Below are 309 nucleotides of genomic sequence, written 5' to 3' on the forward strand. Positions count from 1 at the left end.
GGTTCGCGCTGGGCGGAGACGACGATGGGAACCAACGCCCCCGGTACGGCGGTCGCGCTGGGGGAACCCGTCCAGGTCTTCGGCGCCGAGCACTTCAGCCGCCGTGTGCACCCCTGGACCTGCGCGGCGGCCCCGGTCCGGGACCCGCGCACCGGGCGGGTGCTGGGCGCGGTGGACATCACCGGCGGCGACGGGCTGGCCCACCCGCACTCGCTGGCCTTCGTGCAGGCGGTGGCCCGGGCCGCCGAGGCCCAGCTGGCGCTGCTGGCGCCCGAGCCGGACGCGGCGGCCCCCGACACGCTCAGCGCC

1 protein-coding gene is annotated in these 309 nt (G+C 78.6%); it reads left to right on the forward strand.

The genetic code is table 11. The annotated features are described in order from the left end of the window. Positions 1-309: GAF domain-containing protein (locus VR44_RS07945; protein ID WP_045946680.1), on the forward strand; the 309-nt coding region annotated here is incomplete at both ends.

Origin of the sequence: Streptomyces katrae (assembly GCF_000966975.1) — a bacterium.
GTDB lineage: Bacteria > Actinomycetota > Actinomycetes > Streptomycetales > Streptomycetaceae > Streptomyces > Streptomyces katrae.